The 15,018-nt window shown below is 45.8% G+C and carries 14 protein-coding genes; 9 read left to right on the forward strand and 5 right to left on the reverse strand.

The genetic code is table 11. The annotated features are described in order from the left end of the window. Positions 1 to 143: 143 nt before the first annotated feature. The 3 genes from AC50YO_RS19480 to AC50YO_RS19490 all read right to left on the reverse strand — a co-directional run bounded on the left by AC50YO_RS19480 (position 144) and on the right by AC50YO_RS19490 (position 6,014). Positions 144 to 2,063 carry a S8 family serine peptidase gene (locus tag AC50YO_RS19480; RefSeq protein ID WP_494849829.1) on the reverse strand — a complete coding sequence of 640 codons (1,920 nt, stop codon included), beginning with the start codon at positions 2,061 to 2,063 and terminating at the stop codon, positions 144 to 146. Positions 2,064 to 2,310: 247 nt separating this feature from the next. Continuing rightward, positions 2,311 to 4,068: a methyl-accepting chemotaxis protein gene (locus AC50YO_RS19485; protein ID WP_494849831.1), complete on the reverse strand. Its 1,758-nt coding sequence runs from the start codon at positions 4,066 to 4,068 to the stop codon at positions 2,311 to 2,313. A 161-nt stretch (positions 4,069 to 4,229) separates the two neighbouring features. Further along, complete coding sequence (locus tag AC50YO_RS19490) at positions 4,230 to 6,014, reverse strand: ABC transporter substrate-binding protein (RefSeq protein WP_494849833.1); 1,785 nt, start codon at positions 6,012 to 6,014, stop codon at positions 4,230 to 4,232. 129 nt (positions 6,015 to 6,143) lie between these two features. Between AC50YO_RS19490 and AC50YO_RS19495 the strand changes: the two genes are divergently transcribed. The 3 genes from AC50YO_RS19495 to AC50YO_RS19505 are packed head-to-tail and all read left to right on the forward strand — an operon-like array spanning position 6,144 to position 9,231. Beyond that, positions 6,144 to 7,649 carry a DUF4153 domain-containing protein gene (locus AC50YO_RS19495; RefSeq protein WP_494849835.1) on the forward strand — a complete coding sequence of 502 codons (1,506 nt, stop codon included), beginning with the start codon at positions 6,144 to 6,146 and terminating at the stop codon, positions 7,647 to 7,649. Positions 7,650 to 7,666: 17 nt separating this feature from the next. After that, positions 7,667 to 8,395, forward strand: coding sequence for an alpha/beta fold hydrolase (locus AC50YO_RS19500; RefSeq protein WP_494849837.1), 729 nt, complete (start codon positions 7,667 to 7,669; stop codon positions 8,393 to 8,395). After that, on the forward strand, positions 8,392 to 9,231 hold the full coding sequence (locus tag AC50YO_RS19505; RefSeq protein ID WP_494849839.1) for a metallophosphoesterase: 840 nt from the start codon (positions 8,392 to 8,394) through the stop codon (positions 9,229 to 9,231). Before AC50YO_RS19500 ends, AC50YO_RS19505 begins: the two co-directional genes overlap by 4 nt. A 161-nt stretch (positions 9,232 to 9,392) precedes the next feature. Here the strand turns inward: AC50YO_RS19505 and AC50YO_RS19510 are convergent, their stop codons facing one another. Next, positions 9,393 to 9,737, reverse strand: a complete 345-nt coding sequence (locus AC50YO_RS19510) for a DUF4358 domain-containing protein (RefSeq protein WP_494849841.1) — start codon at positions 9,735 to 9,737, stop codon at positions 9,393 to 9,395. A gap of 22 nt (positions 9,738 to 9,759) precedes the next feature. Between AC50YO_RS19510 and AC50YO_RS19515 the strand changes: the two genes are divergently transcribed. Next, positions 9,760 to 10,302 (forward strand): hypothetical protein, encoded by a 543-nt coding sequence (locus AC50YO_RS19515; RefSeq protein WP_494849843.1) that lies wholly within the window; start codon positions 9,760 to 9,762, stop codon positions 10,300 to 10,302. Between the two features lie 135 nt (positions 10,303 to 10,437). Here the strand turns inward: AC50YO_RS19515 and AC50YO_RS19520 are convergent, their stop codons facing one another. After that, on the reverse strand, positions 10,438 to 10,617 hold the full coding sequence (locus AC50YO_RS19520) for a hypothetical protein (RefSeq protein WP_494849845.1): 180 nt from the start codon (positions 10,615 to 10,617) through the stop codon (positions 10,438 to 10,440). A gap of 187 nt (positions 10,618 to 10,804) precedes the next feature. Between AC50YO_RS19520 and AC50YO_RS19525 the strand changes: the two genes are divergently transcribed. The 5 genes from AC50YO_RS19525 (at position 10,805) to AC50YO_RS19545 (ending at position 14,636) form a co-directional block, all read left to right on the forward strand. Next, positions 10,805 to 11,305 (forward strand): CYTH domain-containing protein, encoded by a 501-nt coding sequence (locus AC50YO_RS19525; protein ID WP_494849846.1) that lies wholly within the window; start codon positions 10,805 to 10,807, stop codon positions 11,303 to 11,305. 23 nt (positions 11,306 to 11,328) lie between these two features. Further along, a complete protein-coding gene (locus tag AC50YO_RS19530; protein WP_494849847.1) occupies positions 11,329 to 11,922 on the forward strand; it encodes a P-loop nucleotide/nucleoside kinase family protein in 594 nt (197 codons plus the stop codon). A 17-nt stretch (positions 11,923 to 11,939) separates the two neighbouring features. Further along, positions 11,940 to 12,455, forward strand: a complete 516-nt coding sequence (locus tag AC50YO_RS19535; RefSeq protein ID WP_494849855.1) for a hypothetical protein — start codon at positions 11,940 to 11,942, stop codon at positions 12,453 to 12,455. Between the two features lie 279 nt (positions 12,456 to 12,734). Then, on the forward strand, positions 12,735 to 13,934 hold the full coding sequence (locus tag AC50YO_RS19540; protein WP_494849848.1) for a serine hydrolase domain-containing protein: 1,200 nt from the start codon (positions 12,735 to 12,737) through the stop codon (positions 13,932 to 13,934). Between the two features lie 45 nt (positions 13,935 to 13,979). After that, complete coding sequence (locus AC50YO_RS19545) at positions 13,980 to 14,636, forward strand: DNA alkylation repair protein (protein ID WP_494849849.1); 657 nt, start codon at positions 13,980 to 13,982, stop codon at positions 14,634 to 14,636. Positions 14,637 to 15,018 lie beyond the last annotated feature (382 nt).

The raw sequence follows: 15,018 nt of genomic DNA on the forward strand, positions 1-15,018 counted from the left end.
CGCTCATTATATCATGATTTTTCTTGTTTTGGATGAAATATAATAGTTTTAAGGGATATATTTCCTGACAACCAAAGGAGGCAAAAAAGCCTCTGAGATTAATTATCTCAGAGGCTTTTTTTTATTCCTATTGCTAAAGCGAATTAGCAGGGACCAATGAGCGCCCATACATCATTAGGTCCGCTCTTAAGGTCTGGCCGATCATTCTGTGTCCACCATTTGGCTTGATAGACGTTGCCATTATAGGAGGCTTTGTTTCCTGTTGAATAGGAAGCTGACGCATTCCATTCAATCCCCACGCAGATAGATGGTGAGGGTACGTTCACATTGATACTGCTTGCAGCGGAGAGATTATTGGCTGCATCTCTTGCTTTAACCGTAATGGAGCGATTGCCTGCGCTCAAATTATATAAGGTTGTGCTGGTGTCTGATGTCCAAGCGCTTGGTATAAGGCTTCCGTCTACAAAGATATCATAGCCGGTCAGTGCAATATCATCCGTAGAAGCATTCCATGAGAGAGACACATAGTCTTTAGTAACCGCTGTAGCAACCAAATTAGTTGGTGCCAGAGGCGCTACAGTATCACTTGGCGCATTGCCTGGTGTTGGCAGGTTGTCGATAATGTTCTTCAGGTTAGGCATATGACCAATCTTGTCATTGGAAGGCGCACTTGAAGGCGTATTATAGGCTGCGTATTTCAATAGCTTGCGAATCTCGGCAGGAGAGTATGGGGTGCCGAACTTTGCTTTCGCTATCCCTTGCAAGGAAATCGCTGCCGCAGTGATGATCGGCGACGCTGATGACGTGCCTGCGAAGGTATCCGTATAGCCTGTGGTGGAGTTGGCATCTACTGCATCAAGTGTGCTTACATCCCAAGAGCCCCAGCCGTAGACATCAATGCGGTTGCCATAAGTGCTGAAATACATGCGGGAGTGAGGATAGCTGGCGGAGGCAGCACCAACCAGAATGGCACCTGAGTCACGGAAGTCAGGATGATTCGGATTCAGGACATACTTGCCATTCACGTTCTTGAATGTGTCCAGGTCCACGCTGCCGTTGCCTGCTGCTTCGACTACTGTAATGCCGAGGCTTACAGCATATTGAATCGCATCAAATTCTGCAGGATAGACTTCGATCGGAATATAGCCGAGCGGTGGAGTTGTAGGGTAGCTTGTCTGTACTTCAAGCAGGATAACATCGCCTGCGGTCAGTACCGTTGTCGCAGATAGAATAGCTTCTGCTGTATTGTACGTATTATTAGTCCGATATTGAGAGGAGGCATAGGGCTTGGATTTGCTGGCTAGACCAAGGTTGCCGATCGTATTGTCTACGGCCGACACTTGCCCGAACACGGCTGCGCCATGTCCGAAAGACGTCATGTTCACGCTGCCGGGCAGCATTACAATGGAATGGGCAACCAGATCTTCATGATTGAACGCCCAGCCTTGCTCGACATCGACCCATGTGATGCCTTTTCCGTCACCGCCTTCGAACTGCCAAGCATAAGGGGAGTTAATGCCTTGCGGCGCATCGAACGCATAGCCTTGAAGCGGGAATCTAGGATCGTCACTCGGCTGCACGGGTGTGGAATTCGGTGCAAGAGTTACGGAAGGAGGGGCTACTGGCTGAGGCTTCACATAGGCCTCTTCCACAAGTGCCGAGCTATTTAGCTGCTTAAGAAGCAGGTTGATATCAGCACCCTCTGGAACAGAGACTGTGTAGTATTGGGTAAAGACAGAAGCATCAGTGTTTTTTGCGAGCCCTGCTGCTGATTTTTCATCAAGGCTTTGGAATAAGCGGTTGAACTGCAATTGTGGAACGTCGGAGAACGCACGGCTTAGCGATAGGTCTTGCTTTGCCTTTAGCTCATCCTCCACTTGATCGGCATAAGGAATGTCGACATGGGGCTTGAACTTCACCACAATCTCTTCTGGGTACTTCAACTCTGGGACCTGAGGCTGCTCGCTGCTCTTAGCGTTGACTGCTGCTCCACCCTGTACGAACGCCACCGATAATAGCAGCACAACTGCCATCATGAAATGTAAAACCTTGTTCTTAACCATTAATTCTCTCCTCTCGATTTGTAAATCTAGTAAATAAAATAAAATTAATAGACTATATTACAAATGTTACTATAAAGTGAAAGGTAGAGAATGGTCAAATCGTATATATACTAATAAATCAACTTCAATCTTCTTAATTCTGAATTATTCATCGCTTTCTTCCAATTAGATAGAGCGACTAGATTTTATAATAATAAAATGTAAAAAAAGCGCTGGCAGTGAAACGCCAACGCTGTTGAAGAAAGCTTTATAATTTGAATCTGCTGCTCAGCTCTTGTAACTGTCGAGCCATATCGTTCAGAGTAATAGAGGCTGCTCCTATTTCCTTAATCGAAGTCAACTGTTCGCCTGAGGCGGAAGCTACTTCAGTGGAGAGGGCGGATGACTTCTTCGCAATTTGAGATAGCTCTTGCACGGAGGAAGCTACCTCTTCCGATCCGGCTGACATCTGCTGGGTGACAGCCGAGACATCCTGAATCAGGTCAGACACATGTTTGGTAGAAGCATATATGGCTTGGAACTTTTCTCCGGTCTCCTCAGCAATGACCATCCCTTGCTCGACATCCCTCGTACCACTGCTCATCGCTTGAACAGTCTTCACCATTTCTTGTTGAATTTCTTGTATCAGAGCACCAATTTTGCCCGCTGCAAGCTCGGATTGCTCAGCCAGCTTCCTGACTTCGCTAGCTACTACAGCGAAGCCCCTTCCTTGCTCGCCTGCTCTAGCAGCTTCGATGGCCGCATTCAAGGCAAGCAGATTGGTCTGCGAGGCAATACCTGTAATAACATCGACAATCTGGGCAATCTCCTGCGAGCGATCACTAAGAGAGGTTACGGATGCAGATGATTCGTTGACGGATTGCTCAATATGCTTCATTTGGTCAATGACCCTCTGGATGAATTCATTGCCGTGGTAGGCCCCTTGCGACATCTCTTCCGAGGCATCGGCCATGACGGAGGAGGATTCAGCCACGCGCTGAATGCCAAGGGCGACCTCTTCCATCGCTCGCGAGCTTTCAATGGCTACTTGCTCTTGTGTTCTCGCACCAGATGCTACTTCAGCGATATGAAGCGAAATTCCGCTGGAATGCTTGGTGTTCTCCTCCACATTGTTTGCTAGTTCTTTAGCCTGCGCAGCGGATAGCTGGGCATGCTCCTGCACGCCGCTAATAATTTCGCGCAAGCTCTTCACCATTTTATTGAAATGAGCGCTTAACAGGCCTAATTCATCGCTTCGTTTCGTAGGGAGACTGACATCCAGCTGCCCCTCAGTCACCTTGCTGAAAGCATAATGGAGCTCTTTGATCGGCGCGAGCACTTTGCGAAGCGTGAAGAATTGAATGAGCAGAACGATAACTAGAGCAATAACCAGGACAGACAAAGTCCACAGCAGCAGCTCTTGCTTTCCTTCGGATACGATATGGGCATCAAGGTCGATTGCAAAGGCAGCGATTATATTGCCGCTGTCATCCAGAATAGGTTGGATAACGGTTAGCCAATCCCCGTATGAATTGCTGTAAATGCCGGTCGTTGCAGCCTGCTTTGTTTCCAGCATGGTTTTTAATGCTTTGAGCATGGTGGGGGATTGCTCATAGGTCGAACCAGGATTATACCCTCCATCTAAATAATCCTGAGGAACAGCTAGCAGGGTTGATGTTTTGCCGTCTGGCAGATCAACCGTATAAATATAGCCTTGTGAAACGCTTTTATTCACTTGCTTGAGATAATCGAGCTGTAACGTTAGCTTTTTCTGAAGAGGCGTATTCACTTCTTGCTTTGCGATACTCTCATTAATATCTGTCAATTCAAATTGATCGGCAGCTAGTGCGGAGAAAGAAATAGATTGTTGGTTGAGCGTCTTAACAAGCGTATTTTCTTGAATGAAATAGCTGGATGTGATCAGAATGAAAGCAATTAAGACGATGTTCACACTGGAGAGAAGCAGGTTTTTACCGAAGAAAGAGAGCTTGATTGTTCTCGGGTTAAGCTTTTGGACAAAATTCATAGATGTGGATTCCTCACTTTATCTGTAATGTGTTGGTACTTCTGAGCTGTGATAAAAAAATCTTCTGTAGATAAGTGAAATTGACCCCTCAGATTATCATCGGTAATATTCGCCTTTATTTTTAGAACTCCTTTATTTGCTACGTATGCTGAATCCGTTATCTAGATAAACCAGATATCTCGGAATCGAACCCAGCCGAGCGATTCGAGCGATATTCCGCGAACGGATGGATGGAAGGCTGTTTTCAAATGCTTGCGATAGAGGAAGAGAAGGCTATGCCGTTCTTTCAAATCCTTCTCTAGCTGTTGAAATAGAGCGGCTCGTTTCGCAGTATCTGGCTCAGCTAGAATATGCGAGATCACGTTCTCCAGCATCGCTTGCATACTTGGGAGCATATGCTGCTGCATACTCTTGAACAGATCGACAAGACGGAGCTCACGATGCTCGTCCAGCATGACGGCGAAGAGTAGCAGGTCGGCAGACATGCGAGCTGTGCCTTTGAATTCCTCCGCAGGAATTAGGTGAATCTGTACCGTTATCCCTGATTGCTGGCAGAGCTGTACGATGAGCTTAGCATCCGCTTCATACTGCGGAATTGTAGCGAGCACTAGAGGCGCACCGTGAAAGCCTAGTGCTCCTGACCCGGCATGTTTCTCAGGCAGGGCAGCTTGTTTATATTGGCTGTCATGATCTTCCCCAATAGGCCAGAAGCTGTTAATCCCTTCGATCACATCCCCTGATAATAGCTCCAGCAGGCTATGTCGATGAATGGCCATATCTATGGCTGCTCTTGCCTCTGCATGGACTAAAGGACCATTCTTCAGTTCATTAATGGTTATGAATTTACAGGTCATGCCGGATTGGCGTACCTGCTGCCATTGCTCAGAGCCTCGGTCCGTTAGCCGAACGTTATGCATCACCTGAAAATGCCGCAGCTCCTCGTAGCTGGATTTCTCCCGCCCCTCGGTTAACGTCCACAGCTCCACCCGATCAAGGAAAGCCCTTCCTTGAAAGTAAGGAGCGAATGCCTCTAATATCCATACCCCTTGTTCATTCCCGCTTAGGCGGAAGGGACCAGTTCCAATCGGCCTCATTGCGAACTCTTGCCCTGCTGCCTCGCAGGCATCCTGCGGTACGATGGAAGCTCGATTCGTTGTTAGAAAGGAGAGGAAAGTCTCGTTTCTCTCCGCTAGCCGAATTCGGATTGTCGTATCATCGGGCGTCTCCATTGCGACAATTGCAGAATAGACCCAGCTGTACAGCCCCTGGGGAGCAAGCTTTTTCAAGCGTTCGAGCGAATAGACCACATCTGACGAACGCAGCTCGCCGCCGTGATGGAAGAGAACGCCTTTACGCAAATAAAACGTCCATACCATGCGAGAGTCATCGACCTCCCAAGCGTGAGCAAGATGGGGGATAATCCCTTCGCCCTTGGCATCCATTCGAACAAGACCATCGAAAAGCTGATTAACGAGATGAGACTCGCCAAAATAATGAATGGTCGCCGGGTCCAGAGAATGGATCGTCTGCGGCAGCGGGAATCGCAAAATATCCGTTCTTCGTTTGCCTTGGACATTGGAATGAAAGCCGAACTGACCGGATAGCCATTCCTGGAACTGGTCGCGGAGCATAGGCGATTTGTCCACCTGCTCCAGCAGCTCTAGAGCGGAATAGAGGTCCTGCTTCTGCACCATCTCCTGTGCTTCCTCAAGAGCTACGGTTTCTTTGCTTGCAAGGAAAGACAGCAGGGAACGATTGCCCCGACCTCGCTTTGGCGTCCAAGACAGCCATTGCTCTTGCTGCATCCGCTTGAGGAGCAGCACCATATTACGCTGTGTACAATCCAATATATCGGCCAATTCCTGTGTTGTAGCTTCGAAGGGACTATTCTCTTGAATGTGGGGATATGAACGCCTGAGCGTCAAATAATGCCGCCTTATTTTCACAATAGCTGCTCCTATCATAAAACATGAAATTTAAATCATATATCTTACACTTTTTCTTCTTGTTTTACAGGTTACAATAAAAGGAGGTAATTAACAAATAAGTTTGTATAGAAAAGGAAGTGTAAAAGCATGAGAGATCCTGCGCCATGGCAAAAAAAGTACGAAAGAATGGTGTTGCTCGCCTTGCTTTTTGGTTTAATCGGTCAGTATTTATTTGTTGGAGTTGAGGCGGGGATATCTGTACCGTTATTCATCATTAGTTTTTATGGCTTATTCTTTTATTCGGTTAGAGGCAGAATCGGAGGCTTCGAGAAATGGCAGGGACAGCTTAGAGCAGGATGGCTGCTGCTGATCCCGATCTTCTTGCTGTCTCTTACATATGCGATATTCGCTAATTCTATTTTCCGAGTGCTGAACGTGCTTGCTCTTTTTATCCTTATCGTAGCACAGACCATGCTGCTTACCCGCAGCGGATCACAGCCTTGGCATCGTATTCCCTTTTATGTCGACATGCTGCTGCAATGGCTAGTCAAGCCACTTGCTCATATCGCCGTTCCTTTCAGTACGCTGGGTGGAATGTTCAAAGCCGGTGACCGCACGAATACGACGAGAAGCCAAGCTAGCAAAGTAGCTTTTGGCTTGCTGCTGGCAGCACCGCTGCTCATTGTTATTCTCATGTTGCTTTCTTCTGCCGATCTTATTTTTCTAAAATGGCTTAATGAATTGCCCCAAGTGTTTGACTTTCACATTGGAGATGGATTTGCCCGGGTGTTGGTTGGGGGATGGCTGGCTCTGTATTCGTTCTGCTATATATGGGGATTATTATTCCCGCTCAAAGAATCGGTTAACAAAATGGGAGGGCTGCAAGAGATCATTAATGCCAACCCTCCAGTCCCGAGAGAGCGCCCAGGGCTGGACCCTGTTACGGCAGCAACCTTCTTCATCTGCATTAATCTGGTCTATGTGCTGTTCGCAGCTATTCAATTCACTTATTTATTCGGTGCGGCAGATGGCCTGCTTCCAGAAGGAACAGCTTATGCGGAATATGCACGAAGAGGCTTCGCCGAATTGGTAGCTGTCGCACTCCTTAATATGGGCCTATTGTTAGGCGGTCTCCACTTGATTCGTCCCGGGGGGAGAATGGCAGAGCTCACGCGGAAGCTCTCGCTTACTATATTAATTAGTTGTACGCTTGTGATGTTAATTTCAGCGTACAGCCGTCTTTCTTTATATGAAGAGGCTTATGGCTACACGCAGATTAGATTGTTAGTACATGGTTTTATGATTTTCCTGGCTGTATTGCTAGCTGTAGCTCTGTTCCGAATCTGGAAGGAAAACTTCTCACTTAGCAAAGTATATATTTGCAGCGCGATTATTGCTTATGTTGTGATGAATTACGCTAATCTGGACGCACGAATTGCTTCTAATAATAGTGATCGCTTCGAGCGCACAGGTGTCATTGATGTGTATTATCTGAACGACCTGTCTGCGGATGCAGCTCCTGCCTTGCTGAAGCTGCAAGCGAAGCATCCAGATATAGAGGGATTGGATGAGGTTATCCAGACCCTGCAGCGCAAAGCCAAGTACTATGATAGCTGGCAATCGTGGAATTTGTCGCAGCAACGGATCAAATAATATATTGGAGGTGGCATATGCAGAGGCCTGAAATCGTAATCGAATCGGCAACAAGAGAATGTGAGCTTCATTGGTCTCTCGTTGCTCCAGAATTTTCACAGGAAGCGACTGTCATCACCTATGATCAAGGCTGTGAGGCTTCGCTGCTTAATCAGCCGACGTGTGCGGCCTATGTGAATGACTTAAGAGCATTATTGAAGACAATAATGGCTCAGCCTCCCTATTTATTAGTTAGCCATGGCTTCGGAGAGAGAGTTATGAGGCTATTCGCAGCAGAGTATTCCGAGGAGGTAATCGGATTAGTCGTAATAGATTCCACGGATGAAGGCACTTTATACGAAAAGGCAGCGCCGGTACGAAGGAAAGAGCGTACGAAAAATGCCGGATCGTTCAAGCCTGGCGGCTTGCTGTTCCTGAGGGGGATTATAGAAGGAGCAAAGCGAGTGGTTGGTTCTAGGCGATTACGGTCTGCCCATAGCCAATTGCAAGCTTCAGAGGAAAGAGCCATAGCGCAGCCGCTGCGTCCAGATTTGCCCGTATTCGTATTGCGTTCAGGTGAAGGAAATGAAGCATGGCCGTGTGATTCATTAGAGCTGAACCCCTTTATGAATGAGACGAGGCACAAGGTAGTTGATGTAAGCTGGCCTGCTATTCATATTCATCAACCGCAGCCTGTAAGAAATGCTATACGAGGGTTGATGAACGAGCATTCACTTAACTGCTGTGAGAGGAGATACGGGTATTGAAACGATTAGTAACGAAGCGGCGTTTGCTTCTGTTTATTCCGATTCTGCTATTTGTTCTTCTAGCATTCCTTTATTTTGAGAATAATGCGATTGTTGTTACGCAGTATAAGCTTGCCTCAGACAAACTGCCTGAAGGGCTCGAGCGTTATCGTATTGTACAGCTCTCTGATTTGCATAATAAAGAATTTGGCACTGATCAGAGTAAGCTGATTCAGAAGGTTAATAAGCTTCAGCCTGATCTTATCGTAGTTACCGGCGATTTGGTTGATTCCAAGAAGTATGAGGAAGAAATAAGCCTTACGCTTATAAAAGAAATTGTGAAGCTTGCCCCAGTCTATTACGTCAACGGTAACCATGAATGGAATTCGGGGAAATATCCGGCCTTAGAGAAAAAACTGATCGACCTGGGTGTGCAGGTTATGCGTAATACCAGTGAGACAATCAAGCTTGAGCAAGGTGTAATCCGGCTTGCTGGTGTCGATGATCCGGCATTTGGCATCGAGATGGAGGAACAGCTGCGAACAGCTCTCCCTGTTATTGAACAGGATGAATATACAGTTCTACTATCTCATCGACCAGAGCTGTTTGAATCTTATAGTGGGCATGGAGTCGATTTGACCTTCTCAGGGCATGCCCATGGCGGGCAATTTCGATTGCCGTTCTTAGGAGGGCTGATTGCTCCTGGTCAAGGCTTCTTCCCGAAATACGATGCAGGCTCATTCGTTAACGAGCAATCAACGATGATTGTTAGCAGAGGTCTTGGCAATAGCATTATTCCACAGCGCTTGTTCAATCGGCCCGAGCTGGTAGTGGTTGATTTGGCTGCTGCTAATTAAGCAAGTGCTTAGTTAGAGCATAGGATGTTATAAAAAAAGAGTAGCCTCACTCACTAAGAGTCTCTTTTGGAAATGATAAAAGAAGCCATACGCTTTGAGCTGCCCCGGTAACATACCGGAAGAAGCTCAGAGCGCATGGCTTTTTTACTTAATAGAATGAATTATTTAACAGCAGCTTTGAAAAGCTTTTTTATTTTATCATTCTCGCTAGAGATAGAGAACAGGACATAGTTGCCTTCACGAACGATTTGATAGTTTTGGGCATCCTCGTATTGATCCTGCAAATAATGCTCGAATGTTTTTTGGATATCTAGAGCGCGTTTTTTGAACCCTTCCGCAGCCTTATCGTAATCTTTATCCGACTTCAGATGAACAATAGCGACCTCGGTAGCTTTGACATTCATCATCGGCTGTAAGAAAATACTGTCCTTAAACATACTCACATCAAGACCATAGCTATCCTTGACCCGATCACTCTCGGCTGTCATTAGCATTGGAAATTCCATTTCATCTGTAATTTTGGTCCAAATGTCAGCTGTTTTGATGCTGCTCGGTGAAGGCTTGGAAGGCTTCACTGTAGGCTTTGGTGTTGGAGCAGGCTTCTCAGTTGGTTTAGGTGTCGGCTTCGGCGTAGGCTTTGGTGTTGCTACTGGCTTCGGCTTTGGCGTTGCCTCCGGTTTCACGGAAGGCTTAGGAGATGGCTTGGTTGAAGGTTTTTCAGAAGCAATTGGTTTCTCTGAAGCAGTTGGCTGCTCCGATGGTGCTGGTGTAGCAGAAGGCGATGCTTCTGGAGTAGCCGTAGCTGGCTGCTCTGTTGCAGGCGCTTCGCTCTCTTCAGGCACTTCTGTTTCTACTGAATTATTCGCGTTGTTATCTTTTCCGGGCTCTGTGGTGCCGGCTACGATTTCATTGCCCGTATTGGAATTGTTCGCAGCTTCTTTTCCGCCATTGCTGCAGCCTGAAGCAACGATGGATACAGCGAGAATAAATACGGCTAGTTTCGTACGTAACTTATTTTTGTTTGACAAGTTGTTCGCCCCTATCTTATGTATGCATGATGAAAGTCTATGATTAGACGATACGGTTCTTAAAAAGGTTGCAGAACCCATCCGGCTCTCTGATGAGTTTCTGAGTAATCTAATATGCTTATAAAAGCCCGGAAGCCAGTTAATACGCTGGCTTCCGGGCTAATAAGCAAGCCGAGAGTTATTCTTGCTCCAAGCGGTAATCATCGGTTTTTTCGCCGTCTTCCCAGATTTCAACGAATAGAGCATCGCAGTTCTCGAAGTCCTCCGGTTTTAATGACAATGCTTTTTCTTCGTCTTCCCCTACATATACATTTTCCATCCCGTCCTCATTGAACGAGAGAATGACATAAATTTTCAAGTGGTTTTACCTCCGATGTACTAATGGGTTGCAGTAGCAGTATATCATATCTTTATTAATAGGAAAGTCTTCATTAAAGGACAATTTCATGACGGAATTTAATTGTTGGGAGCTCAGCAAAATAGTTTGCTCCTAGGAAACAAGTTTTGTACAATTATGGTCAATCAGCAGTTGGAGGTTATTAACTATGTCATTAGAAATCGAACGGAAGTTTTTACTGGCTCGTCCCTTGGACGCCGTTATAAGTGAGGCGCAGCTTCATGTGAAGTCTGAACATCGTATTGACCAGACGTATTTAGCTATGGATGCAGATCAAGAACTAAGGGTTCGCCGGATCAAGGATCTAGCCTCGGGTGAGGTGGAGTTTACACATACCTTTAAAAAAGGAAATGGCCTTATTCGAGAGGAAATTGAATATTCAATTTCAGAAGCTATTTATGAGCAGGTCATTCAAGCTTTCGGAGCGGTAGCCCTGACGAAGAATCGCATAACGGCAGAGTGGGGCGATATCGTTATCGAGATCGACAGCTATGACCAGATCAAGCTAGCGGTTGTTGAAGTGGAATTTGAGTCCATTGATGAAGCGAATGCATTCGTGCCACCGGATTGGTTCGGCCAGGATATTAGCTCGGAGAGACAGTATAGCAACAAAACGGTGTGGAAGCTGCTGCAAGAAGCATCGGCTTGATAAGCTTGGAGGCTGAATGTGACATGCGTAGATTAGTGTTTTTCGTCGGTGGAGCTGGAGCGGGTAAGACGACGTTAGCCAAAGCGCTGGCAAGGCGTAGAGGAATGGTGCTCCTTGATATGGACACTTTGCTTCGACCAGCAGCGGAGAGCATAATGACGATAGCTGGACATGATCCGAAGGATCGCGATTCGATTATGTACAAGTCGTTATGCCGTGACCTAGGTTATCGGATTACGATGGATGCTGCTCTTGAGAATGTGGATATCGGAACGGATACCATTGTTATCGGTCCTTTCTCTAAGGAGACGGAGGATCGGCATTGGATCGGAAATGAATTGGCGAAGATAGGGGCTTCCCTACAAACGGTAGAAGTGAAGGTTGTGATCGTCTATCTTGAGAATCAGGAGCAGCACTACAGCCGCATTAAAGCACGGGGTCTTGCAATGGACAGCTGGAAGCTGGCCCATTGGAATGAATTCAGTCCTTCACTTGCGAAGCGTGAGCTTCAATGGGAGCTGCCGGAACAATCCATTCTGTATCTGGATAATTCACAAGAGCTGAGTGAAGAGACAATCACCACACTTGAGCAGTTTATATTCAATCAATCTAACTAATGAGAAGTGGTGAGCCGATGTTTGATCCTACTGTGTTTGATAACTTGAAGGTCGCTGTGGAGAATCAGGTCTATGATCTGGACAATCTGGATGGGACGATCCTAGTCACCAACCGGTCGGACCGTTTAGAGATGGCTGTGATGTCCCGCGAATTCGCTATAACGTTCAAGCTCACCGGCGAAAGTGAAATTTCTGCCGAGCTGCGGCTGGAAGCCTCTTTGAAGGAATTGGCTGCGGAGCTGTTAGAATGGCAGGGAGAAAAGCCCGGTTGCAGGCTAGAGCTTCGGTTTCGAATGTGTGTGCAAGATATCGCGGTTCAGTGTAAGCTTGCGGAAGATATAATAGAGCGGATATGGGAGCTGAAGCCGATACAGACGATCAGCTATATTCACGGGGAAGCCGAGCCTACCTTCCGCAATACGATCGCGCTTCGTTTCGATAGACGAATTGATGAAGAACAAATGGAAGACATTCCGGAACTAATTGATCATATGGTTCAGACTTTAAACGAATTAAATCAGAGCATGCAGTAACAAAGAATAAAGATGTCCCACAAAGCCATTGGTTAGTAGACAGCCCCCCATCGAAATAGAAGAAAAAAGAAGCTCCGAATCCATTTTACTTATGGATTCGGAGCTTCTTTTTCGTTGGGGGACTCTTTCGACGCTTTGGGACAGAGCTTTTTTTATTATGCCAGACATAAGTCTAGGCTGTTGTTGTGACCTCAGAAGGGAGAAGGACATGGGTTAAATTGGTAAAATTAAACCAGTTGATAAAGAAAGCCATTTATACGATATGGGAGTGATGTAGCCATGAAAGCGCAAAAAAGTTTAGCAGCAAGGATTTTCAAAATAGTTGGGGGCCTTATTGGAGTAGTTGTGCTTGTACTTGGGGTAATCGTTTGGACTCAGGTAGACTTCTCTAATCCGAAGGATCTGGATCAATTCATCAAGGCGAAGATGGATAAGTCGGGTGCAGCGGGAATCTCAGTCGCAATCATTAAAGATAATAAAGTAGATCGCCTGCTTAATTATGGCTATGCAGATGTGGAGCTTGAGAAGAAGGTGACTAGCGATACCGTCTTCCAGATTGCTTCGGTATCCAAGACCGTTACGGCTACTGCTGTTATGAAGATGTACGAAGACGGCCTGATTGATCTGGATGATCCCATAACCAACTATTTACCTGTTCCGATTGTCCATCCCAAGTTTCCTGATACAGCGATTACCTTCCGGATGCTGCTCAACCATACTTCAGGCATAGATAATAATTGGGAGTTGTATGAGTCGTTGTACAATATTAAGGATGGCGGTGGCGACTCCGATATATCATTAGAGCAATTCGTATTCAATTTTTTAGTGAAAGGCGGTACCTGGTATGATGAAGAGAAGAACTTTTCGAGCAAAAAGCCGGGTGAAGCGTTTCTATATAGTAATGTAGGATATGGCCTATTGGGCTATTTAGTAGAACAGGTTACCAAGTCCAGCTTTCCTGAGTATACACAGCAGCATATTTTCAATCCCCTTTTAATGAAACAAACCAAATGGCTGCATAAGGATTTGAATCCATCTGATCAGCTAGCCATTCCTTATGAAGGCTCCGAAGTTCTAGTGAATTACTCTTTTCCGACTTATCCAGACGGGGGTCTGAAGACAAGCACAATTGATTATTCCAAGTTTCTTATAAGCATAATGTCTGGAGAGAGCGGTGATTATACAGCTATTTTAACGAAGGAGAGCTTGGAAGAAATGCTGGAGCCTCAATCTAATGTAGGGAAGCAGTCACTTGGGTGGGGCTATTCGATATTGGAGGGCCTTTATATGAAGGGATTGGATAACCCTTCGATATTCGGTCATACCGGCGGTGATCCAGGAGCATTTACAATTGCACTTGCCAACCCAGAGAAAAAAACCGGTCTGATTATATTTATGAATCAGGGATTGAAGCTGGATATACGTGCGGCGAATACGTATATGCTAGTGAAGAGACTTGTAAAGGAAGCCTCTTTATAAGAACCTATTATAAGTACCAGTAAAAGAAACAGAGGAGAGCATATCATGTTGGCAGCAGAATTAGAAAAGCATTTGCGAGGCTTTGCGGACCCAGCTAAGGCAGCTCCGATGGAAGCTTATATGCGCGGGAACTTTGTTTTTCTAGGTATAAAAGCTCCCGATCGCACCAAATATGTACGATCCTTCATACAAGAGCATGGTTTGCCTAAAGACAAACTGCTCGAAACAGCAGAATACTTATGGGCATTGCCTGAGCGCGAATTTCATTATGTAGCAATCGAACTGCTTGGCAAGTATGGACGGTATGCTGATGCAAAGCATATCGACTTACTGGAAAGATGGATAGTAGAGCAGTCTTGGTGGGATACGGTAGATATTTTGGCTGCTCATCATGTAGGGGATTTCTTCAAACGATTTCCTGATTTGATTCCTGCTTATACAGAGCGATGGATTTATTCTAATGAAATGTGGCTTCGTCGGACTGCCCTCTTGTATCAGCTTCGTTATAAACAGCAAACAAATGTTGATCGTTTATTTAGCTTTATTGGAGCTTGCAAAGAGGAAGAGGAATTTTTCATTCGTAAAGCTATTGGATGGGCGCTTCGTGAGTATGGGAAGACAGACGGAGACGCAGTACGCCGTTTCGTAGAGCGTACGACACTATCTCCATTGAGTATAAGAGAAGCCCTTAAGCATTTATAAAAGAAGACGGAGCGGGTGGTATACTTATCTGCTTCGTCTTTTATTAGTAGGAAGATAACCATAAAACAAAGCATCACAAAAGTTTTTTGAGAAAAAGCTTGCAATGGTATATAAGCCTATGGTATATTCTAATTCCGGCCGAGAGAGATGGACGGAAACGAACAAAACAAACAAGCGATGATCACTTTCCTACATACCAATAAGTTTTGCAGGAAAGAAAAAAAGAGCTTGACATAACAAACGCTGACATGATAAGATAATAGGCGTTGTTGAAAAAGTAATTGTTCTTTGAAAACTGAACAACGAGCGAAACTGCCCCATTGATCCTCGGATTGATGGAGAAGCAATAAAAATGTTTATGAGCAATCAAAACACATCGAGA

Source organism: Paenibacillus sp. J22P59 (assembly GCF_059383895.1).